Source organism: Paenibacillus sp. Marseille-Q9583, from assembly GCF_976954365.1.
This window is the reverse complement of record NZ_CDRJTB010000018.1, coordinates 1-19,838: the sequence shown is the minus strand read 5'-3', so window position 1 is coordinate 19,838 and position 19,838 is coordinate 1. Positions and strand designations below refer to the sequence as shown.

The 19,838-nt window shown below is 45.5% G+C and carries 21 protein-coding genes; 20 read left to right on the top strand and 1 reads right to left on the bottom strand.

The window, feature by feature from the left end; all coding sequences use genetic code 11:
- From qcrB to ACWNM1_RS10915, 4 genes are all read left to right on the top strand, one after another.
- Entirely contained in the window at nt 1-672 is a 672-nt protein-coding gene (gene qcrB / locus ACWNM1_RS10930) for a menaquinol-cytochrome c reductase cytochrome b subunit (protein ID WP_042129529.1), read from the top strand.
- 26 nt (nt 673-698) lie between these two features.
- Nucleotides 699-1,571, top strand: a complete 873-nt coding sequence (locus tag ACWNM1_RS10925) for a menaquinol-cytochrome c reductase cytochrome b/c subunit (RefSeq protein ID WP_234531915.1) — start codon at nt 699-701, stop codon at nt 1,569-1,571.
- Nucleotides 1,572-1,664: 93 nt separating this feature from the next.
- On the top strand, nt 1,665-2,306 hold the full coding sequence (locus ACWNM1_RS10920) for a DUF1405 domain-containing protein (RefSeq protein WP_449600965.1): 642 nt from the start codon (nt 1,665-1,667) through the stop codon (nt 2,304-2,306).
- Nucleotides 2,307-2,461: 155 nt separating this feature from the next.
- Nucleotides 2,462-3,361: a sporulation protein YpjB gene (locus ACWNM1_RS10915; protein ID WP_449600964.1), complete on the top strand. Its 900-nt coding sequence runs from the start codon at nt 2,462-2,464 to the stop codon at nt 3,359-3,361.
- A gap of 141 nt (nt 3,362-3,502) precedes the next feature.
- Here the strand turns inward: ACWNM1_RS10915 and ACWNM1_RS10910 are convergent, their stop codons facing one another.
- A complete protein-coding gene (locus tag ACWNM1_RS10910) occupies nt 3,503-4,372 on the bottom strand; it encodes a YitT family protein (protein WP_042190138.1) in 870 nt (289 codons plus the stop codon).
- A gap of 168 nt (nt 4,373-4,540) precedes the next feature.
- Here ACWNM1_RS10910 and ACWNM1_RS10905 point away from each other — a divergent pair, with 168 nt between their 5' ends.
- The 16 genes from ACWNM1_RS10905 (at nt 4,541) to ACWNM1_RS10830 (ending at nt 19,720) form a co-directional block, all read left to right on the top strand.
- Nucleotides 4,541-4,870, top strand: coding sequence for a nucleotide pyrophosphohydrolase (locus tag ACWNM1_RS10905; protein WP_036676271.1), 330 nt, complete (start codon nt 4,541-4,543; stop codon nt 4,868-4,870).
- Nucleotides 4,871-4,929: 59 nt separating this feature from the next.
- On the top strand, nt 4,930-5,451 hold the full coding sequence (locus ACWNM1_RS10900) for a tetratricopeptide repeat protein (protein WP_042190136.1): 522 nt from the start codon (nt 4,930-4,932) through the stop codon (nt 5,449-5,451).
- A gap of 33 nt (nt 5,452-5,484) precedes the next feature.
- Nucleotides 5,485-6,288, top strand: coding sequence for a 4-hydroxy-tetrahydrodipicolinate reductase (gene dapB / locus ACWNM1_RS10895; protein WP_449600963.1), 804 nt, complete (start codon nt 5,485-5,487; stop codon nt 6,286-6,288).
- A gap of 15 nt (nt 6,289-6,303) precedes the next feature.
- Nucleotides 6,304-6,726 (top strand): methylglyoxal synthase, encoded by a 423-nt coding sequence (locus tag ACWNM1_RS10890; RefSeq protein WP_042129517.1) that lies wholly within the window; start codon nt 6,304-6,306, stop codon nt 6,724-6,726.
- Nucleotides 6,723-7,433 carry a bacillithiol biosynthesis deacetylase BshB1 gene (gene bshB1 / locus ACWNM1_RS10885; protein ID WP_449600962.1) on the top strand — a complete coding sequence of 237 codons (711 nt, stop codon included), beginning with the start codon at nt 6,723-6,725 and terminating at the stop codon, nt 7,431-7,433. The genes ACWNM1_RS10890 and bshB1 overlap by 4 nt, the downstream gene beginning before the upstream one ends.
- Before the next feature lie 20 nt (nt 7,434-7,453).
- The gene (bshA, locus tag ACWNM1_RS10880; RefSeq protein ID WP_076299584.1) at nt 7,454-8,611 is read left to right on the top strand and encodes an N-acetyl-alpha-D-glucosaminyl L-malate synthase BshA; all 1,158 of its coding nucleotides are present in this window, start codon (nt 7,454-7,456) and stop codon (nt 8,609-8,611) included.
- Between the two features lie 10 nt (nt 8,612-8,621).
- Nucleotides 8,622-9,947, top strand: a complete 1,326-nt coding sequence (locus ACWNM1_RS10875) for a CCA tRNA nucleotidyltransferase (protein WP_449600961.1) — start codon at nt 8,622-8,624, stop codon at nt 9,945-9,947.
- Nucleotides 9,937-10,737: a biotin--[acetyl-CoA-carboxylase] ligase gene (locus tag ACWNM1_RS10870; protein WP_449600960.1), complete on the top strand. Its 801-nt coding sequence runs from the start codon at nt 9,937-9,939 to the stop codon at nt 10,735-10,737. The genes ACWNM1_RS10875 and ACWNM1_RS10870 overlap by 11 nt, the downstream gene beginning before the upstream one ends.
- Before the next feature lie 336 nt (nt 10,738-11,073).
- Nucleotides 11,074-11,940 carry a 3-methyl-2-oxobutanoate hydroxymethyltransferase gene (panB, locus tag ACWNM1_RS10865; protein WP_449600959.1) on the top strand — a complete coding sequence of 289 codons (867 nt, stop codon included), beginning with the start codon at nt 11,074-11,076 and terminating at the stop codon, nt 11,938-11,940.
- 1 nt (nt 11,941) lies between these two features.
- A complete protein-coding gene (gene panC / locus ACWNM1_RS10860; RefSeq protein WP_449600958.1) occupies nt 11,942-12,832 on the top strand; it encodes a pantoate--beta-alanine ligase in 891 nt (296 codons plus the stop codon).
- Nucleotides 12,825-13,208 (top strand): aspartate 1-decarboxylase, encoded by a 384-nt coding sequence (gene panD / locus ACWNM1_RS10855; RefSeq protein ID WP_042129504.1) that lies wholly within the window; start codon nt 12,825-12,827, stop codon nt 13,206-13,208. The genes panC and panD overlap by 8 nt, the downstream gene beginning before the upstream one ends.
- Nucleotides 13,209-13,319: 111 nt before the next feature.
- Entirely contained in the window at nt 13,320-13,961 is a 642-nt protein-coding gene (locus ACWNM1_RS10850; RefSeq protein ID WP_042190119.1) for a tetratricopeptide repeat protein, read from the top strand.
- A gap of 136 nt (nt 13,962-14,097) precedes the next feature.
- Nucleotides 14,098-16,959 carry an ATP-dependent DNA helicase DinG gene (dinG, locus tag ACWNM1_RS10845; protein WP_449600957.1) on the top strand — a complete coding sequence of 954 codons (2,862 nt, stop codon included), beginning with the start codon at nt 14,098-14,100 and terminating at the stop codon, nt 16,957-16,959.
- Between the two features lie 131 nt (nt 16,960-17,090).
- Entirely contained in the window at nt 17,091-17,744 is a 654-nt protein-coding gene (locus tag ACWNM1_RS10840) for a redox-sensing transcriptional repressor Rex (RefSeq protein ID WP_076299589.1), read from the top strand.
- A complete protein-coding gene (locus ACWNM1_RS10835) occupies nt 17,731-19,032 on the top strand; it encodes an amidohydrolase (protein WP_449600956.1) in 1,302 nt (433 codons plus the stop codon). The genes ACWNM1_RS10840 and ACWNM1_RS10835 overlap by 14 nt, the downstream gene beginning before the upstream one ends.
- A 169-nt stretch (nt 19,033-19,201) precedes the next feature.
- Nucleotides 19,202-19,720 carry a cell wall elongation regulator TseB-like domain-containing protein gene (locus tag ACWNM1_RS10830; protein WP_449600955.1) on the top strand — a complete coding sequence of 173 codons (519 nt, stop codon included), beginning with the start codon at nt 19,202-19,204 and terminating at the stop codon, nt 19,718-19,720.
- The last annotated feature ends 118 nt before the right edge of the window (nt 19,721-19,838 follow it).

Below are 19,838 nucleotides of genomic sequence, written 5' to 3'. Positions count from 1 at the left end.
ATGTTTAAAAATGTCTATAACTGGATTGACGAACGTTTGGATGTTACGCCAATTTGGAGGGACGTGGCCGACCACGAGGTTCCTGAGCATGTTAACCCGGCCCATCACTTCTCTGCGTTTGTGTATTGTTTTGGCGGACTGACCTTTTTTATTACAGTGATTCAGATCTTATCGGGTATGTTCTTAACGATGTATTATGTTCCAGATATTATCAATGCTTATGCAAGTGTTGAGTATTTACAATCAAGTGTTGCCTTTGGACAAATTGTTCGCGGAATGCATCACTGGGGTGCCAGTCTTGTCATCGTTATGATGTTCCTTCATACGATGCGCGTCTTCTTTACAGGCTCTTATAAAGCTCCACGTGAGATGAACTGGGTAGTTGGAATGCTCATCTTCTTCGTAATGTTGGGGCTCGGTTTAACGGGTTACTTATTGCCTTGGGACAATAAAGCTTACTTTGCGACAAAGGTAACACTCGAAATTGCCAACTCTGTTCCGGTGATGGGACCTGTACTGAAAGAGCTTATGCAAGGTGGTACGATTGTTGGTGCAGAAACGTTGACTCGGTTTTTCGCACTGCATGTATTCTTCCTCCCAGCGGTGCTTCTTAGTCTGCTCGTAGGACACTTTATTATGATCCGCAGACAAGGGATTTCTGGACCGTTGTAAGTTAATCTGAGAGAGGAGGAATACGGATGGCACATGGAAACAATTCTAAGGAAAAGGTTGTATATGTCGGTGATACCAGAGTTCGTAAAGGCAATGGATTTATCATACCTCCAGACTATACGGCCTATCCTGGTAAGTCGGAAGCCTTTATCCCTAACTTTCTACTGAAAGAATGGATGGTTGGTGTCGTTGTACTTGTAGGAATATTAGTGCTTACTATTTCAGAGCCTGCGCCGCTAGGGTTTCCAGCGAATGCGAGTGCTACAGTTATTCCAATTCCTGACTGGTATTTCTTGTTTCTTTATCAGTATTTGAAGCTTCCTTATGCTTCTGGTGATTATATCGTTCTGGGTACATTAGGAGTGACAGGTGTAGCTTTTGGTTCACTTCTTCTAGCTCCATTTCTTGACACGGGCAGAGAACGTCGCTTCTACCGTAGACCGATCGCTTCATCTTTGATGTTCTTATCACTTGCGGCGATTGTGTACTTGACGAATACGGCTTGGACGGAATACAAACATGAAATGGCTGAGACTGGACAAATTCCTGAAGATGTTCAGCGGGAAGAGAAGGCGGCAGAGAATAGGGCGAAGGGGCTTCCAACCTCGAGTGCAGTTAAAGCAAAGGAAGTAGCGATTGTAGATAAGGATGATCCGGCTATGGGGCTGTTTAAGCAAGCTACTTGCATCTCTTGTCATGCGGCGGATTTGAAAGGGGCAGGCGGGCCTTCACTTCGCGGCGTTGGGGACACCCATGATAAAGAAGCAATCCTTACTATTATAAAAGAGGGTCAAGGGCAGATGCCGAAGATGTATGATACTGCTCTGGGAGCGGGGCTTTCGGATCAAGACATTGATGCCTTGGCAGACTGGCTTGCCAAACAAAAAAGCGAACAGTAAAATAATAATTACGCAAAACCTGATCGAAACTGCGGTCAGGTTTTTGTATGTCTAAATGTAAAGTTGCCATTACTTGGGAGGTTAATGATCTGTATGTCCGTTCTTGATAAACTGTTTAAGGACCGAGGAATCATTTGGTTGTTATTTATTGTGAATCTTCTCGGTACCATTTATGGCTACATATGGTATGGCAATCAATTGGAGTTCACAGCGGCTAACTTTCCGCTTTGGTTGCTCCCATTTGTTCCAGACAGTCCAACCGCGAGCTTGTTCTTTACCTTGGCGCTGTTGCTAATGCTCTTTCCTCCAAAAAGCTATACGGGAAACAATGTAAGGGAGCTTATTGAGGCGTTAGCAGTGGTGACTTCTGTGAAGTATGGGATTTGGGCAGTAAGTATGATTTTTGCTGGAGGTTATCAAGGAGATATTCTAGTCTGGAAAGACTGGATGCTGGTGGTCTCTCATTTGGGGATGGCGGTAGAAGCTTTGATCTATGCACGATTCTTTTCTTTCCGCAAAATGATTCCGCTAGCGCTATTCTGGACCCTTGCTAACGATATGCTGGACTATTCTTATGGAATATACCCATGGTTACCTTCTGTACTGAATGATGATGTCACACAGGTGCAATACTTCACGATGGCGCTTACGGTGTTTAGTGTGATTGTTGCTTGGTTGTTTAGTAGTAGACAAAGACCAGTAGACTCTATCTATCAGTTTAAGAATAGGTTCTAGTAAGCAGTTCTAACCCTTGTCCCCCTGCCATACATTTAGAATTATAAGAAGTATAAGTTTTATACTATACTTTATCTTTATAATTTTACGAGAAACGAATATCGTCTTTAAAAGACGAAAACGTCGTTTCTTCTTAGGTAGGAGGGGGATGTCTCATGCTCCGAGGGAGATATTATGTGTTGGTTATTCTAGTATTTTGCTGGTTACTGACCAGCATGAATGTTGAAAAAGCTTCAGCAGCGCAAGGGAATGCTGGTGAAGGTTCTGGCAAGGTTTTGAAGCAAAGCGCCGACGTTAGTTCGGGCAACGGTTTGACAGTGATAAGTGGAAAGACTGGAGCACAGCAGCTAGAACAAGCCGCTGAGGCATTGTATGGGTATGTCTTGGAAGGGGATGTGATGAAGGTCCGACAAGAGACCGAAGAGATCTCTAGGATCATGGTGTCCTCTTCTTTTGAAGGAATGACCTCTGTAGAGGGCATTAATGCGTTGTCAGGGGTCATTATGGACCTAAAGTCTGCTGTGGCAAGTGCAAAAGTATCCCAGCAGCAATTAGAGGCTACAGCTACCAGGTTACGATTAGCTGCCAACAGTCTGAGTCAACCCGGACAGCCCATTTGGCTTCAGTATTATAAGCTAATCCGCGAGGATTTAAATGCGATGGAGCAAAGTGGTGCTACAAATGATCTGGCGGGATGGAAAACGGCTGTAGAGAGGCTACAGGGTAGGTACGAAAATATCAGGCCAGCGGTGATCGTCTCTCGGAAACCTGAAGTTGTAAATGCTTTTGATTCTTGGCTCTCTTACGCCGCAGGTATTCCTTCTTCCTCACAAAAAATCGAACGGGCCCGGTTGCTTGAAATTGTGTCTTATGGTCAGGATACTGTGCGGGTAATGTTCGGAAAAGAGAAGGATGAGCCGGCTTTGTCAGTACCCCTGGCCTCACAAGAATTTGGGATTTGGGGAGGACTAGCCGCAGGGTTTATTATCGCTGTATTAGCTTATGCGGGTTATCGTAAGTACCGTGGAGAGAATCAGAACTTCAAACCAATTTAGTGGAATGCTTATATAAATAAGTAAAAGGAGCGGGGAAGAGTCCCCCGCTCCTTTTTTTAACGAATTAGAAATTATTTATTTGGGGCCCCCGCAAAGTACCTGAGTACGCATCGAAGCAAGGCCACACTTTGTGGGGATATTTTATGTTTCTCTGAATCCCTCGCCTTGTACGTCGTGCACATCGCTAATAATTACGAACGCGTGCGGATCAATCGATTTGACCAGTAAACTAAGACGGCGAATTTCCTGCCTTGAAACTACACAGTACACCATATGTTTGGCTTGCTTAGAATACGCACCGATTGCGGGGATGAGTGTTACACCTCGTTCTAGTTCAGCAGTTATTAGATCAGCAATTTGGGGTGCCTCATCACTAATGATTGTAAAAGCTTTGGCGGCATATGCGCCTTCTTGGATAAAATCGATGACACGCGATGCGATGAACACTGCAACGAGTGTGTATAGAATTTTTTCTTTGGGAATATAGAAGATGGAAGAGCCAATAATGAAAATGTCGATGGCCAGAATAATCTGCCCCATGCTCCAGCCGAAATTCCGTCCCAAAATTCTTGCCACAATGTCTACGCCACCTGTAGTGCCACCAAAACGGAACACAATCCCAAGTCCGGTTCCAAGGGTTACCCCTGCGTATAGCGCAGCAAGAATAAAGTCATGTTCGGTACTGAAAGGGACAATCCATCCAGCAGAGATCAATCTTTCGAAGATCCACAAGAAAAGGGACAAAGATCCGATTCCTACCCCTGTGTATACAATTTGGCGGCCACCCAGGACTTTCCAACCGAGCAGAAACAATGGGAGATTGATTAGAAGTGTTGTTAAAAAGATTGGAATGTCAAAGGCATAATTAAGCAGCAGTGTGATTCCCGTTACGCCACCTTCCATTAGTTGACTGGGAATGATGAAATACAATAGTCCGAATGCATATACTGCGGTTCCGAGCATGATAGGGGCAACTGTTTTGCTGATTGAAATTACCTTGTTTGAATTCATGGAATCCCTCGTTAGGCCTTGTTAAGGCAGTTTTTCTTTTCCTATAATAAGTATACCTTTTCTTGCGGGTGTTAAAATATTCAAAAAAGATTTGTCTTCAAAACGTCTTTACGATAACATAGGGGCAAACAGAAGGCAAGATATATAGAGGGGGCAAAGATACATTTTATGGACAAAAGTCTTGGTGACATTCAGCGTGAAGTAGACGCTTATATATCGCAATTTAAAGAAGGGTACTTCAGTCCGCTGTCTATGTTAGCCCGCATGTCCGAGGAAGTCGGAGAGTTGGCGCGGGAAGTCAATCATGAATTCGGTGAGAAGCCGAAGAAGTCTGATGAAGCAGAGAATTCTATAGAGCTTGAACTGGGAGATATTTTGTTTATTACGGTTTGTTTTGCAAATTCTCTTGGGATTGATCTGACTGAAGCACATAATAAGGTCATGCATAAGTTTAATACCCGAGACGCTGGTCGTTGGACACCAAAAGACACCGATTAGGCCTCTATAACATATGCTGTACCAAACGAACGGGATTTAGCCGTGAGGATGGTGAGGATATGGATCAAAGGGATTATGTAAGAGAAGCTTATCGCTCTATATTGCGTAGTGACTTTGCAGAAGCTATTGTATGCTTTGAAGCCGCGATTGCAGCAAGTCCGGCTGATGCTGAAGTCAGATATCGTTGTTCCATAACGTATGCCCGCAGTGGTATGCTAGATAAAGCTTTAGTTCATGCTCAGGCGGCTATGAAGTTAGATGGCAGCAAACCTGAGTATAGTCTACATCTACAGCATCTTCAAGCTATGATGCATGTACAGGAAGCTAAGCGGTTGATAGAAGATGAAGATAACAAAACTCGTAACCCGTATCATCCGATTACACTACTTAAAGAGGCCATCACCCTTGATCCATTATATGGGGATGCTTATGTATGGCTTGCCATCGCACATAGTCGGGTGAATGAACATATGCAGGCTATGGCCGCCTTGAAAGAAGTGATTTCTTTACATCCGGATGATTCTGGGTTGCGAGAATTGATGGTAGACCTTCAGAAATCCATACAATCGTATATGCAGTAACTATATAACTAGTGAAAGCGAGGATGAAAAGATATGAGCAACAAGATCAGAGTTATCGTATCCGGTGCAGGCGGGAGAATGGGTAAAGAGGTTGTTAAACTTGTGCTGCAGGACGAAGAGTTGGAACTAGCGGCTGCGGTAGATCGTTCCACAATGGATATAGATGCAGGCCGTCTAGTAGGTCTCGAAGACTCAGGAGTTATTGTAACTTCAGATCTTGAGGCTGCCCTCGCGGGAAGCCACGGAGATGTTGTGGTCGATTTCACTACACCACAATCAGCGTATATGAATACAGTCCTAGCCATTAAATATGGAGTGCGTCCGGTTATCGGTACAACCGGATTCACACCGGAGCAAATTGTGGAACTGGACAAGCAGTGTCAAGACCAGGGGATAGGTGGACTTATTGCTCCGAACTTCTCCATAGGGGCTATTCTGTTGATGAGATTTGCGGCTCAAGCTTCAAAATACTTTCCACATCTGGAGATTATCGAGTATCATGGTGACCAAAAACTGGATGCTCCATCCGGAACTGCAGTCAAAACAGCAGAGATGATTTCAGAAGTACGGGAAGAGCTTCGTCAAGGAAACCCTAAAGAAGAAGAAACGATTGAGGGTGCACGTGGGGGTTACTATAATGGATTCCGGATACATAGTGTCCGTCTTCCTGGTGTGTTTGCCCAAGAAGAAGTGATTTTTGGTGGGTTCGGACAATCCTTAAAAATCCGGCATGATTCTTATGAGCGAGCTGGCTATATGCCAGGCGTTAAGATGGGTATTCAAAAGGTAATGGGATACACTGGCTTGATCTATGGATTTGAGCACTTTATAGAATAGACAGGGGAGAACACCATGTTAAAGATCGCATTTATTGCACATGATCGAAAAAAAGATGAAATCGTAAATTTTGTATTAGCCTATGAGCATGTATTTGTAGGTCATGAACTATTTTCTACGGGGACTACTGGCCAAAGGATCATGGATGTGACTAGCTTGAAGATTCATCGCTATATGTCAGGACCATTGGGTGGAGATCAGCAAATTGGTGCAATGGTAGCCCAAGATGAATTGGATCTTATTATTTTCTTGCGCGACCCATTAATGGCACAGCCACATGAACCAGATATTACAGCTTTACTTCGTCTATGTGACGTATATGGTATCCCTGTAGCAACGAATATCGCAACAGCTGAGGTGCTTGTGAAGGCAATTGATCGTGGTGACTTTGCTTGGCGTGAACTCGTCCATAAATACAAACCAGGTGTTGATGAATGAAGCTGGACATTCTTGTATTTGGAGCTCATGCGGATGATGCGGAGATCGGAATGGCAGGTACGATTGCGAAGCATACCGCTGCAGGACTAAAAGTAGGTCTGTGTGATTTAACAGCTGCGGAAATGTCCTCGAACGGTACTGTAGAGCTACGCAAGGAAGAGGCACAGCAAGCTGCTGATCTGCTTGGCGTTTCTGTGCGGACGAATTTAGGTTTATCTGACAGAGGTCTGTTTATAACAGAAGAGCATGTGGCCGCTGTGACAGCAGAAATTCGCCGGTTTGCTCCTGCGATTGTTTTTGCTCCTTATTGGGAAGATCGTCATCCGGATCATATAGCATGCAGTAAGCTAGTAGAAGAGGCTGTTTTTAATGCTAAACTACGTAAATATATGCCGGACAAGCCGGCAGTTCCGGCTCCACAGCTGTTTCTTTATTTTATAAATGATCTAGGACGTACGGATCTTATTGTAGATGTTACTAAACAATATGGGCTGAAGGAGCAGGCGTTGTCCTGCTATCGCTCCCAGTTCACCAAGCCGCTCGGTGCCGATGCTGTATCCACACCGCTAACGGAAGGTTATATTGAACGTGTTCGTTCCAGAGACATGTTGCTTGGACAGCGGAGACTTATTCCCTATGCGGAAGGGTTTGCAACAAAAGTTCCCTATGCAGTAGATCTGTTTACTGCAGGGGATCAAACTATATAAGGTATAGAAGGGGACGGAATATGGATCGTTTGAAAATAGGCATCACTTGTTATCCGTCTCTTGGCGGCTCAGGTGTAGTAGCGACTGAATTAGGAAAACTCTTGGCCGAGAAGGGACATGAAGTTCATTTTATTACACACAGCATTCCGTTTCGGTTAGGGAAATTCCAGAAAAATATATTTTACCATGAGGTAGAGGTTAATGATTATTATGTATTCAAATATCCTCCTTATGACTTAGCGCTTGCTACGAAGATGGCTCAGGTTGCCAAAATGCAGAATTTAGATCTGTTTCATGTTCATTACGCCGTTCCACATGCTGTTTGTGCTTTCCTTGCTAAGCAGATGCTTGGTAATGATATAAAAGTTGTAACGACTTTGCATGGCACTGATATTACGGTACTTGGACAGGATGAATCGCTAAAAGATCTAATCCGTCTTGGAATTAATGAAAGTGATGCCGTAACAGCCGTATCGAAGGATCTCATTAGAGAAACTCGAGAAGTGCTGGATATTACGCGTGAGATTGACCTCACTTATAACTTCGTTGATCATCGTGTCTATTATCCACGGGATGTATCGAATCTGCGAGAAGATTTTGCTTCTCCTGAGGAGAAGATCTTGATGCACATCAGTAACTTCCGCCCAGTTAAAAGGGTAAGCGATGTTGTCGATATCTTTGCTAAAGTGAATCGTGAAATCCCTTCACGTCTGCTGCTTGTTGGTGAAGGGCCAGATCTTCCAAAGATTCAAGCTAAGATCAGTGAAATGGGTCTGGATGATAAAGTCCGCTTTTTAGGAAGACAGGATGAGATTGCTCAAGTTATTTCGTTGGCTGATCTTCTTCTGTTACCTTCTGAGAAGGAAAGCTTTGGTCTGGTCGCCCTGGAAGCGATGGCCTGTGGTGTTCCGACTATAGGTTCTCAAACCGGAGGCATTCCGGAGCTCATAGAACATGGCAAGACAGGATTCATTGCTCCAATTGGTGATACAGAAACTATGGCGAAATATGCAATCAAACTCCTATCGGATGATCGCATGGTGGAGCAGTTCAGACAAGCTTGTCTGGAAACGGCCTGCAAAGATTTCTGTAAGGATTCGATTACAAGTCAGTATGAGGATATATATTACCGTGTGCTCGGGCGCAAGGTACCTAGACTGGATACAGTCAGGGGGTAAGGAGTTCGTAATGAAATGGAAAATGGCACCATCTGCTATGGCTCTTGCGGCGGAAAATGTAATTTCTGAGCTAACGCAAAACGGCCATGAGGCTTTTTGGGTTGGAGGCTGCATTCGCGATGAGCTATTGGGTAGGCCAGTGCATGATATGGATATTACAACTTCAGCAGTGCCGGATGAAGTGATAGCCATCTTCGCACGCAGTATTCCCACAGGACTAGCACATGGGACGGTCACTGTGCTTCAGGATGGGCATGGATTTGAGGTGACGACATACCGAACTGAAAGCGGATATGTCGATCATCGTCGTCCGGACCATGTTGAATTTGTTAGCGATGTGAAGGAAGATCTTCGTCGTCGTGATTTTACGATTAACGCAATATGCTGCGGGCTGGGTGGAGATTTGATTGATCCCTTCGGAGGCGAGAAGGATCTAGCTCTCCGTGTGATCCGCTGTGTGGGTGATGCAGAGGAACGGTTCGATGAAGATGCGCTTCGCATGCTTCGCTGCGTTCGTTTCGCATCGGTGTTAGATTTCTCCATCGCTAAGAATACGTGGAGGGGGCTACTGCGCCAGCGAGATAAGCTGGCGCATATTGCTGTGGAGCGTGTCCGCGCGGAGCTGGATCGCATCGTAGAGGGGCCGCATCCTCGGCGCGGCCTTGCTATGCTAGCGCGCTGCGAGCTGCTCGCGCGCGGCAAAGCCCCGTTCCCCTGGACCGGAACCGATCTAGCGGCTGCTGCCGCCTTAACGGCCGGGATAGGGGAACTGGAGAGCGCCCACCTGCGGTGGGCGCTTCTCCTCCATGCCCTGAAGCAGTCGGCCCAGGAGGCCGATGAGCTGCTGCGGGCATGGACGTTCTCTGGGACGACGCGTACCAGCGTCGTCCAGGTACTGCGGGTCCGCGAAGCTTGGACCGCTGCCCTGGAGGCTGTGCCGCCGGGGGAGGGCGGCACGGATCTACTGCGGCGGCGCTTCCTCGCCGCCGTGCTGACCTTCGGCGTGGAAGCCGCCGAAGGGTGGCTCTCGCTGCTGGCGATCCTGCCAGCAGATGCCCTTCCCGCTGCGAATCAGCCAGCGGAAGCGGAAGTCTCACCCGCTGTCACCAACCCAGTGGTGCCTGCAAAAGAGTGGATCGCACAAATGCCACTGAAGAGTCTCTCGGAGCTTGCTGTTACAGGCAATGAGTTGGCGGAAGCGCTTGAGAAACGTCCAGGACCTTGGCTTGGCAATATGCTGAGTGCACTTCTGCAGGCGACTGCTTCGGGAGATCTTCTTAACAATAAACAAGAATTGCTGCTTGAAGCAAAAAGGATGGATGGACATGAGCTATGAAAAAGCGCTGTCGCTAACCGGATTGAAGCAGGAAGCTTCTGATTCGAATTGGCTAGACAGCGTTCAGCTCCTAGAGTCTGTCGTATCTACTCAGGAGGAAGCCAAACGATTGGCGGAAAACGGTGCGCCAGAAGGAACAACCGTAATCGCTGAAGAACAGACCGGTGCTAGAGGGCGAATGGGTAGGAAATGGTTTTCTCCTCGTGGCAAAGGCATTTGGATGAGTATTGTATTGCGTCCGAATTTACCTTTGTTACAGACTCCTAAGTTAACACTGCTTGCTGGGGTTGCTGTCTGTAAGGCAATTCGCCGTGTAACCGGAGTAGACGCCGGGATTAAATGGCCAAATGATTTGCTTGCAGGCGGTCGAAAGATATGTGGAATTTTGCTCGAGTCTTCGCTAAGAGAAGGAGAGCTTCATTATTGCATCGCCGGGATTGGAATTTCTGCGAACTTGACTGAAGACGATTATCCTGATCACCTGAAGGAAGTAGCGACTTCTCTTCGGATTCAGCGGGGCGGTGTCCCTATTGACCGTTCGGAGCTGGTAAGAGCTGTATTGAATGAGTTAGAGCTGCATTACAATCTATACATGGAACAAGGTTTTAAACCTATCAAAGAGCTGTGGGAGTCGATGTCAGTTACTTTGGGTCGCCAAATCGCTCTGAATAGCCCTCAGGGACGCACTGAAAGCGTTGTGGTAGGTTTGGATGAGTTAGGTGGACTAATCCTTAAAAACAGCGCAGGAGAGATTTCTAGCGTATGCTCAGGTGAAATCGAGCTTTTATAAATCTTTTTTTATATGACAGGGTGTCATCCCCTGTCATATTTTTTTCGTGTATTTCCGAGTCCTTTTTGTTATACTATGGTGCAGAGGCGGTATCGTTTTGCGAACTGTACTCTTGATCTGATGAACTTATAATGGTTTTATTATTGGAATCACCTTCATAACTGCGTTAGACGGTTACGTTGGATTCTGCTCTGAGCCGTAAGGACCGAGACAGAAGGGACGATCGCGAGTGACTCTTTTTTGCCCTTCGGACCTTTTTAGCAAATCGTTGCTAAAAGGTTTTTTTGTTGCGATTTTTACGGGGATGTAATTTCAAAAAGGAGGACGAAGAGAGAAATGGCAAACAAACAAGCACTTAATATTGTGAAAATGAAAAAAATGAAAGCAGATGGTGAGCGGTTAAGCATGCTGACTGCTTATGATTACCCATCTGCTCTACTTGCTGAAGAAGCCGGTATCGATCTTATTCTGGTGGGTGACTCCCTGGGGAATGTGGTACTTGGATATGATACAACTTTACCTGTTACGATTGACGATATGGTCTACCACACTCGTTCGGTAACTCGGGGCGCACAAAAAACATTCATTGTGGCAGATATGCCATTTATGACCTACCACGGAAGTATAGATGAAACCTTGCGGGGTGTGCGCAGACTGATGCAGGAAGGGCGGGCTCATGCCGTCAAAATGGAAGGCGGGCTCGAAATTTGTGAGACTGTTACTGCGGTTGTAGCTGCGGGAGTTCCTGTGCTGGGGCATATTGGACTTACACCACAATCGGTAAATATGATTGGTGGCTACCGCATTCAAGGTAAGGACGCCAAAGATGCAAAACGTCTGATGAATGAAGCTAAGGCCCTTGAAGCGGCAGGTGCTTTTGCAGTGGTACTGGAGCTGGTGACAGAAGAAGTAGCACAAGCGATTTCTGAGGCACTGAGCATTCCGACCATTGGAATTGGTGCAGGCCGTTATTGCGACGGTCAGGTATTGGTTTTCCATGATTTGCTACGTTATGCCTCACCCTACCGTGAGAAACGTTTTGTCAAAACCTACGCGGATGTGGGTAATGTAATTCGTGAGGGTATCAGCCAATATGTACAAGAAGTGAAGGACCGTTCGTTCCCAGATGAAGGCCATGTTTTTAAGGCGGATGAAACCGTTCTGGAATCTTTATACGGCGGCGCCGGAAAGGATGGGGAATAAAATGAGAGTCGTCAGAAGCGTTAAGCAGCTGCGCGAGGCCTTGGAATATATGAGACAAGGTGGGCATACCCCGATTGGGTTTGTTCCAACCATGGGATACCTGCATGAAGGACATGCCAGTCTGCTTCGGCGGGCAGGAGAAATGAGCAACACGGTCGTCATGAGCATATTTGTGAACCCGCTGCAGTTCGGACCGAATGAGGATTTTGATTCCTATCCGCGCGATGAAGAGCGTGATTTGGAGCTTGCGGAACGCGAAGGTGTCGATATTGTATTTATCCCCAGTGTGGAAGAAATGTATCCACAGCCTACCCGGACTACTGTCTCGGTATCAGAGCTTACCACTCGACTTTGTGGGGCTTCGCGTCCAGGGCATTTTAATGGCGTAACAACAGTTGTTAATAAACTATTCAATATCGTGCAGCCAGATTATGCTTTCTTCGGGCTAAAGGATGCTCAGCAAGTAGCTGTGCTCCGCAGAATGGTATCTGATTTGAATATGAATATTGAAATTGTACCTTGCCCTATCGTTCGTGAAGGAGATGGACTTGCACTTAGCTCGCGTAACGTATTCTTATCTCCAGAGGAACGTTCTCAAGCACTGGTGTTATCTCGTTCCTTACGTGAAGCACGTCAGTCCATTGAAGAAGGAAAAGTAACAACCGTTGCTGAAGTGCGGCAATTGTTGACCTCGGTTATTTCCAGCTCTCCTTTGGCGGTCATTGATTATGCGGAAATACTGACTTTCCCTAATCTGGAAGGCTTAGAGAACGAAGTTTTATTAACGGATGTAAATGGGGAAATTATTATAGCGCTTGCCGTGAAGTTTGGCAGAACGCGCTTAATTGACAATAATGTATTTATTCCAAAGGAGGTTGCCGCTCTTGTTTAGACATATGATGAAATCCAAAATTCACCGCGCGACGGTGACAGAAGCGAATTTGAATTATGTGGGAAGTATTACCATTGATGAGAACTTAATGGAAGCGGCAGATATTCTTGAGAATGAAAAAGTGCAGATCGTGGACAACAATAATGGTTCACGGTTAGAAACTTATGTTATTCCAGGGCCCCGCGGCAGTGGTGTGATCTGCCTAAATGGTGCAGCTGCGCGTCTTGTTCAACCGGGAGATACAGTAATTATTATTTCGTATGCGATGCTGTCTTCGGAAGAACTGGAATCGCATAAGCCAACGGTGGTATTCGTGGATGAGAACAACAGACCAGTGAAGCTGGCTGATCATGAATTGCATGCTACAATCGCTTAAATTATGGACTTACGCCATGTAATGAATGGCAGGGATGAAAGACCCCGTTCTCGCAGAAAATGAAGTCAGGCAAGCTGAACTGATTTCATCTTCAGTAAGGGGGGATAGCCCATGTTTCAACATTTGTTTGCTGAAATGAACAAGGTGCTTCAGGAGATCGTTACAGATTACCCTACAGCGGAGGGTGCCCGCCGGAATGAGCTTTTATGCAATTATAATATGCTGCATCGACTTAGTGATAAAGTGATGGATGAATGGCTGGCCTTTGCAGAGAAGCTAAGTCACTTTCGTGAAAGTGTAGATTTTACGACGGTGGTTGAAGAGGAAGTGCCAGAGCAGGAAGCACCCGAGCTGTGCATGGATACTTTTGTTAGAGGTCAAGGGTATTATAAGCTGCTGATGTATGGGAAATGTATTGAACAGTTTAAGGAAGTTATTGTGCAATATCCGGATAGCTTGGCTGCTCGATTATATTTAGCCATCTCTTACCTGCAGGAAGGGGAGGGGGAAGCTGCTTGGAGCCATCTGAACCATATGCTCGGTTTGATACGGGAAACCAAGCTGAAGGCAATGGTTTATAACGCTTTAGGTTGCATCAGGGCCTCTCAAGAACGGTTCAATGAAGCGCAAGAGCTGTTTGGCCTTTCTTTGCAACTTGACCCGGCACTTCCTGAACCAACCGTTAATTTGGAGGTTTGCCGCCGCCGGGGAGGTAAGCTTCATTTCGGAAATCAGCTTGTTTCATTATTGTAAATTATTACGTTTACGGTTTATTATTCCGTATTTTCATTCAAGCGATGCATCCCCTGAACCAGTGGTGTGCATCGCCTTTTTTCGCAACTTCTGTTATGCTGATTAAGAGTCTCAATTGAAAGGGAATAGAATTATAATGAAATTTGCCGTGCTTGATTTTGAAACAACGGGAACCCAATCCGTGGGTGAAATTATCCAGGTTGGCCTTGCAATTATAGAAGAAGACCGGTCCATCTCCCGGGTATATGGTTCCTACGTCAAGCCCGGAACACCGATACCTCCTTTTATAACTGGTCTAACGGGGATTACCGACGATGATGTAAAGGATGCACCTGAGCTGGATGAGATGATGATGGAGCTTGTCCCACTCTTGGATGATGTTGTGCTTGTAGGGCATAATGTCGCATTCGACTTCCATTTTTTGCAAAATGCTTTAGACCGGTGTGGGTATTTACCATTTCAAGGGCGGATTTTAGATACGATTGATTTTCTGAAAATCTGCTTTCCTTCCCTCACATCCTATCAACTAGGATCAGTTAGTGCACATTTTGGAGTGACGCATGATCGTCCGCATCAGGCAGACAGTGATGCACTCGCAACTGCTCTTGTATTGCTGAAATGTCTAGAGGAGCTCTACGATTTGCCTCTGCTGACGATTCAGAGACTCTGTGAGCTGTTTACGGAAGAGGATAGTGATCTGGGTTGGTATTTTGATGGTCTGCTGCGTGAACGGGAAGCGGAGACGCTTCAGCCCGAAGGTGATCTGACCTTCTATCGTCAATTAGCGCTTGCTGTAGGAGACTGGAACGAATTAGCTCCACCTCGAGACGAGCATGCTGAGAATCCACTACACAATTTATCTTTTACAGATTATATGGATGAAGTAACGAAACGACTTAAAGAAACTTTGCCACAGTATGAAAGCCGGGAAGCTCAGGATATTATGATCAATGAGGTGATGACGGCACTTGCCGAAGACAAGCATCTATTGATCGAAGCGGGGACAGGAACCGGTAAATCCCTTGGTTATTTATTGCCTGCCATTTACCAAAGCGTACGCACTAATGAAAAAGTCATGGTCAGCACTCATACTATTAATCTGCAGGATCAATTGCGTGAGCGTGATATTCCATTGTTAACACAGGTAGTTCCTTTTCCATTTAAAGCTGCAATTTTTAAGGGCAGAGGGCATTATTTGTGTCTTCGTAAGTTCGAACATAAAATTAATAAAAAAGACTTTATAAGTCCGAGGGAAGATGCGCTTACTGCGGCTCAGATGATCGTTTGGCTGACACAAAGTGAATCAGGAGATGACGAAGAGCTCAATCTAAGTGGACGTGGCGGAGATTTTTGGGAGACGGTGGCAAGCGATACCGATTCTTGTCTGGGTCGCTCGTGTCCTTGGTTCCGTAAGTGTTATTATCATCGGGCTAAGCATGAAGCTGGTATTGCAGACGTGGTCATTACGAACCACTCTAAGCTTTTCGCAGATGTTAAGGCTGGGCATCAACTACTTCCGGCTTATGAACATCTTGTAATAGATGAGGCCCATCATCTGGAGGACGTCGCTGGCAAGCATTTAGGCATGCATATGAAGCATTTCACGGTGGCACATACACTATCGCGTCTTTATAAGGATAGTCGAAATGGCCAGCTTCCTACACTTCGCCAAATGCTTCAGTCATCAGGCAGTGAGGAAGCTTCTGAATGGAGCGGAGTGATCGATAGAATCTATCCGGACCTGCTTACCGTAAAAGAAACCTGGGATCTGCTTAGTGATAAACTATTCAGCCTCTTGCCGGAACGTAGCGATGCAGCGGCGGGAGAAGCTGGCCAGTTAGTTATGCGGCTACTTCCTACCCGTAAACCGAAAGAATGGGATGAATTGGTTGCTTTAGAGAATACTATGAATCTGACATTAAGCGAAATTATCCGTAAAGGTGATAAAATGCTTAATGAGATGCGAGATCAAGAAGGTCAATCCTCCTCAGATAGTCTAGTTACCGATATTAGCGGCTTATTTAAGGATTTAGCTTCTATACGTGAGCAAGTACGGTTTTTTATGGGATTAAATGATGAGAATGTAGTATATTGGCTGGAGGCGAATGGAAATTATCGCAGTAAATCGCTACAGCTGTATGCCGTTCCTGTTGATGTTAGTACTCAGCTTAAGGAGCTGTTTTTCGACAAGAAGAAAAGTATCGTACTGACTTCGGCGACACTCTCTGTCGATAAATCTTTCCAGTTTATGATTGATAATCTCGGACTTAATGAAGCTGCGGAAGAGGGGCGTCTGATGACATCACTCCTGCCTTCTCCCTTTAAATATCGGGAGCAGGCGCTGTTAGTTATTCCGCGGGATTTCCCTAGTGTGAAGGGTAGTGTAGGCGATGCCCGATTTGTCGATACACTCGTACAGTCACTAGCAGAAGCAGCTATTACAACACGTGGGCGGATGCTTGTCCTGTTTACTTCTTACAAGATGCTACGCCAGGTTTATGATCCTCTGAAAGAGGCTCTAGCCTCACAAGAGATCACGGTGTTAGGTCAAGGCGTGGAGGGGGGCAGCCGTAGCAAGCTGATCCGCCGTTTTCAGGACAGTGCAGCTTCTGTACTGTTAGGAACAAGCAGCTTTTGGGAGGGTGTAGATATTCCAGGTGAAGCATTAACATGCTTGGCCATCGTGAGGCTCCCATTTCAACCGCCAAACCACCCCCTAGCGGAAGCGAAGTCTGAGTTATTACAAGCCCAGAAAAAGAATCCGTTCATGAAGTTGTCTGTTCCTCAGGCGGTTATTCGCTTCAAGCAAGGATTTGGGAGGCTGGTACGGACAGCGCAAGATCGGGGTATTGTTATTGTGTATGACACAAGGGTGATCGAATCTCACTATGGGAAGTATTTCCTCTATTCGTTGCCTGGCCCGAAAATGGAGCATATGCTTACGGATCAAATGGTTCCTCGTATAGCGGAGTGGTTGGAAGACGGAGGCGTTTCTTGAAAAAAACGTCATCGATCTTATTAATCACTCTACAAGGAAGGGCGGTATAAGAATACCGCTCTTCCTTGAGACGAGGTGCAGATATTTCGATAGGAATTGAACAGAATATCACTTAAATTAGGAGGTAAATTATGAAATCGGATAAAATATCAGAAGCCGTTGTTCGCAGACTTCCTGTGTACTTGCGTTTCTTGAATGATCTCCAGAAACGTGAAATATTAACCGTTTCCTCACAAGAACTAGGACAAAAACTTGATTTGAATCCTGCTCAAATTCGTAAAGATTTAGCTTATTTTGGAGACTTTGGTAGAAAAGGTATCGGGTATGACGTAACTTATCTTATTGAAAAAATCCGTCATATTCTGAAGCTGGATCAACAATTGAATGTGGCTTTAGTAGGAGCCGGTAACCTTGGACATGCATTATCGAATTACAATGCTTATCTGAAAGATACTATGAAGATTACCGCTATATTTGACTCCTATGCACCTAAGGTAGGGCGGAAAATCAACTCTCTTACCGTTCAACCGATGGAGGAGCTTGGTCAGACGGTTCGTGAGCAAGGTATTCGAATTGGGATAATTACTGTGCCTGATTCAGAAGCGCAGAATGTAGCAGATATTCTCATTGAGTCTGGTATTGAGGCGATTTTGAATTTTGCACCAGTGATTCTAAAAACACCATCGAATATCCGGGTTCATGCTGCCGATTTTACAACGGATTTGCAAAGCCTTGCTTATTATTTGAAAGACGGAAAGGAAGAAACCGGAAATGAAGAGCAGTAAAACGATAATTAAGGGCGGGCGTTTTCTTATTCCGGGAACGGATGAGCCGGTTCTGAATGGATATATGACTATTGAAGATGATTTGATCACTTACATAGGAAAAAAAGAGCCTTTAATGGAAGATGATGTGCAAGTTGTTGATGGCAGTCGTCTGCTGTTTATGCCAGGTCTGGTAAATACACATGGCCATGCCGCAATGTCATTGCTTCGTGGTTATGGAGATGATTTAGCACTTCAGGTGTGGCTTCAAGAGAAGATGTGGCCGATGGAAGCGAAGTTCACTGGAGAAGATGTATACTGGGGAACCTCCTTGTCGGTACTGGAAATGCTAAAAGGTGGTACTACAACCTTCTTGGATATGTACGATCATATGGACCGAGTAGCAGAGGTAGTCGAATTATCAGGCATCCGTTCCGTACTGATGAGAGGCGTAATTGGCTTATGTCCAGAGGAAGTACAAAATCACAAGCTTGCGGAAGCGATTTCTTTTGCACGAAATTGGCATGGTAAGGCTGATGGTAGAATTACGACGATGATCTCGCCACACGCCCCATATACTTGCCCACCGGACTTCTTTGTTAAGTTTGTACAAGCGGCACATGATTTGGATTTACCGATGCATACCCATATGTCCGAGACCAAACGCGAAGTGGAGCAGAATGTGGTGGATTACGGACTTCGGCCTGTAGCGCATTTAGAGAAGCTTGGAATGTTCACACGTCCGTCTATTGTTGCACATGGCGTTCATTTGAATGATGAAGAGATCGAGATACTGGCTCGTCATGATGTAGGCGTGTCTCATAACCCAGGAAGTAATCTGAAACTGGCTAGTGGAGTGGCTCGGGTTACGGATCTTCTAAAGGCTGGTGTGAAGGTGTCACTGGGTACAGATGGTGCGGCAAGCAATAATAACCTGGATATGTTTGAAGAGATGCGTCTTGCAGCCCTCATTCATAAAGGTGTAAGTGGTGATCCGACGGCTGTCCCAGCTCCGGAAGCGCTGCGTATAGCTACAGAGTATGGCGCAAAGTCTATCTTTTTAAATGATGTGGGTAGACTCGCTGTTGGCATGAAAGCGGACTTTATCGCGATTGATATAGACCAGCCGCATTTGCTACCACACACAGATCTGTTGTCTCATGCTGTATACTCTGCCAGCGCCAAGGATGTTGAGCATGTATGGGTGAATGGTAAACAGGTTGTAAAACATGGACAATGTGTAACGCTAGATGAGGAAGCAATCCGTCGTAAGGCGCAAGAATCATTTGATGGACTGCTTAAACGGTAGTCTAAGATCATAACGAATAACTGAAAGGCTGTGACTTTCTGCGATTGCAAAGTTACAGCCTTTTGTGGTTCTGATCATTAGATCATTGAATTGGATATGAAACTTTGGATAAACACACAGGTGTGTTATATAATCAAAAAAGATATATTACTAGAAAGGGAGCTGTACCTTGAAGAAAAGGAAAAAATGGATCCTCCTGGGGTCAGTTCTGATTCTGCTCCTTCTGTTCGGACTTATCCAGTTCTATGCTTATATTATGAAAGATCAATGGAACGAGCGAGATATCGCTAAGGATGTCGCTAAAACCAGTGCTGGTCTGACAGAGGTAACCAAAGCGCAGAAATCCGTGTGGGATGAAAATGCGGTGTACTGGGTCATAACAGGGAAGAATGAAGCCGGGACCGAGTTGATGGTTTGGGTACGTTTTACTGTAGACGGGAAGTTTGCTGAAGGAACCGACGCAGTATATGCTGAAGAACTAAGTAAAGGGACCTCTGAAGCGAAAATGCGTAGCCTTATAAAAGCCGATCTTCCGGACATCAGCATTGAGCGGTTGTTGCCAGGAGTATATAACGGGGAGTATGCTTGGCAGCTTTTCTATAAACAAAGCGGTCGATATTATTATCAATTTTATCGGTTCTCAGATGGGGCTCGAATGGGTGAAGGTTACAGTTTACCTAGCCGCTAAATTAAACAAAAGCATTATAGGAGAAACAAGCGGACCATTTATGGTTCGCTTGTTTTTGTTCGAATGACATATCATTTGATATACTAAAAGTACACTAAATGTGATATACTATAAGAGT

Coding starts and splice junctions, on each gene's coding strand:
- qcrB (WP_042129529.1), top strand. CDS start 1: ATGTTTAAAAATGTCTATAACTGGATTGACGAACGTTTGGATGTTACG.
- ACWNM1_RS10925 (WP_234531915.1), top strand. CDS start 699: ATGGCACATGGAAACAATTCTAAGGAAAAGGTTGTATATGTCGGTGAT.
- ACWNM1_RS10920 (WP_449600965.1), top strand. CDS start 1,665: ATGTCCGTTCTTGATAAACTGTTTAAGGACCGAGGAATCATTTGGTTG.
- ACWNM1_RS10915 (WP_449600964.1), top strand. CDS start 2,462: ATGCTCCGAGGGAGATATTATGTGTTGGTTATTCTAGTATTTTGCTGG.
- ACWNM1_RS10910 (WP_042190138.1), bottom strand. CDS start 4,372: ATGAATTCAAACAAGGTAATTTCAATCAGCAAAACAGTTGCCCCTATC.
- ACWNM1_RS10905 (WP_036676271.1), top strand. CDS start 4,541: ATGGACAAAAGTCTTGGTGACATTCAGCGTGAAGTAGACGCTTATATA.
- ACWNM1_RS10900 (WP_042190136.1), top strand. CDS start 4,930: ATGGATCAAAGGGATTATGTAAGAGAAGCTTATCGCTCTATATTGCGT.
- dapB (WP_449600963.1), top strand. CDS start 5,485: ATGAGCAACAAGATCAGAGTTATCGTATCCGGTGCAGGCGGGAGAATG.
- ACWNM1_RS10890 (WP_042129517.1), top strand. CDS start 6,304: ATGTTAAAGATCGCATTTATTGCACATGATCGAAAAAAAGATGAAATC.
- bshB1 (WP_449600962.1), top strand. CDS start 6,723: ATGAAGCTGGACATTCTTGTATTTGGAGCTCATGCGGATGATGCGGAG.
- bshA (WP_076299584.1), top strand. CDS start 7,454: ATGGATCGTTTGAAAATAGGCATCACTTGTTATCCGTCTCTTGGCGGC.
- ACWNM1_RS10875 (WP_449600961.1), top strand. CDS start 8,622: ATGAAATGGAAAATGGCACCATCTGCTATGGCTCTTGCGGCGGAAAAT.
- ACWNM1_RS10870 (WP_449600960.1), top strand. CDS start 9,937: ATGAGCTATGAAAAAGCGCTGTCGCTAACCGGATTGAAGCAGGAAGCT.
- panB (WP_449600959.1), top strand. CDS start 11,074: ATGGCAAACAAACAAGCACTTAATATTGTGAAAATGAAAAAAATGAAA.
- panC (WP_449600958.1), top strand. CDS start 11,942: ATGAGAGTCGTCAGAAGCGTTAAGCAGCTGCGCGAGGCCTTGGAATAT.
- ACWNM1_RS10850 (WP_042190119.1), top strand. CDS start 13,320: ATGTTTCAACATTTGTTTGCTGAAATGAACAAGGTGCTTCAGGAGATC.
- dinG (WP_449600957.1), top strand. CDS start 14,098: ATGAAATTTGCCGTGCTTGATTTTGAAACAACGGGAACCCAATCCGTG.
- ACWNM1_RS10840 (WP_076299589.1), top strand. CDS start 17,091: ATGAAATCGGATAAAATATCAGAAGCCGTTGTTCGCAGACTTCCTGTG.
- ACWNM1_RS10835 (WP_449600956.1), top strand. CDS start 17,731: ATGAAGAGCAGTAAAACGATAATTAAGGGCGGGCGTTTTCTTATTCCG.